This is a genomic window from Rhodococcus sp. IEGM 1330 (assembly GCF_033142445.1).
Taxonomy (GTDB): domain Bacteria; phylum Actinomycetota; class Actinomycetes; order Mycobacteriales; family Mycobacteriaceae; genus Rhodococcoides.
Genome location: NZ_JAWLSB010000022.1, coordinates 3,471 through 4,904 on the forward strand (window position 1 = coordinate 3,471; position 1,434 = coordinate 4,904).

General features: G+C 54.5%; 1 rRNA gene (cut by a window edge). It reads left to right on the forward strand.

Features of this window, described 5'->3' with window-relative positions:
• Positions 1-1,391 (forward strand): 23S ribosomal RNA (locus tag R4P57_RS26730) (it extends 1,861 nt beyond the left edge of the window).
• The last annotated feature ends 43 nt before the right edge of the window (positions 1,392-1,434 follow it).

A 1,434-nucleotide genomic window follows, 5' to 3' on the forward strand; every position in this document is an offset into this window, starting at 1 on the left:
AAGCCTGAGAGGTGATGCGTAGCCGATTGAGGCGAATTCAGTGATCCTATGCTGCCGAGAAAAGCCTCTAGTGAGTTGTTACACGGCCCGTACCCCAAACCGACACAGGTGGTCAGGTAGAGAATACTAAGGCGATCGAGATAACTATGGTTAAGGAACTCGGCAAAATGCCCCCGTAACTTCGGGAGAAGGGGGGCCTTGTCCGGTGACGGAATTTACTTCCTGAGCTGGGTGGGGCCGCAGAGACCAGTGAGAAGCGACTGTTTACTAAAAACACAGGTCCGTGCGAAGTCGTAAGACGATGTATACGGACTGACGCCTGCCCGGTGCTGGAAGGTTAAGAGGACCGGTTAGCTTGTAAGAGCGAAGCTGAGAATTTAAGCCCCAGTAAACGGCGGTGGTAACTATAACCATCCTAAGGTAGCGAAATTCCTTGTCGGGTAAGTTCCGACCTGCACGAATGGCGTAACGACTTCTCAGCTGTCTCAACCATAGACTCGGCGAAATTGCATTACGAGTAAAGATGCTCGTTACGCGCGGCAGGACGAAAAGACCCCGGGACCTTCACTACAGCTTGGTATTGGTGTTCGGTTCGGTTTGTGTAGGATAGGTGGGAGACTGTGAAGCGGTGACGCCAGTTACTGTGGAGTCGTTGTTGAAATACCACTCTGATCGTATTGGATACCTCAACCTCGGACCATGATCTGGTTCAGGGACAGTGCCTGGTGGGTAGTTTAACTGGGGCGGTTGCCTCCTAAAATGTAACGGAGGCGCCCAAAGGTTCCCTCAGCCTGGTTGGCAATCAGGTGTCGAGTGCAAGTGCACAAGGGAGCTTGACTGTGAGACTGACAAGTCGAGCAGGGACGAAAGTCGGGACTAGTGATCCGGCACCGGCAAGTGGAAGCGGTGTCGCTCAACGGATAAAAGGTACCCCGGGGATAACAGGCTGATCTTCCCCAAGAGTCCATATCGACGGGATGGTTTGGCACCTCGATGTCGGCTCGTCGCATCCTGGGGCTGGAGTAGGTCCCAAGGGTTGGGCTGTTCGCCCATTAAAGCGGCACGCGAGCTGGGTTTAGAACGTCGTGAGACAGTTCGGTCTCTATCCGCCGCGCGCGTAAGAAACTTGAGGAAGGCTGTCCCTAGTACGAGAGGACCGGGACGGACGAACCTCTGGTGTGCCAGTTGTTCCACCAGGAGCACCGCTGGTTGGCTACGTTCGGAAGGGATAACCGCTGAAAGCATCTAAGCGGGAAGCCTGTTCCAAGATGAGGTTTCTCACCCCCTCGAGGGGGTAAGGCCCCCGGCAGACCACCGGGTTGATAGGCCAGAACTGGAAGCCCAGTAATGGGTGCAGGTGACTGGTACTAATAGGCCGAGGACTTACCACAAAGAAGCTACGCGTCCACTGTGCAATATCTGAAACAACACACG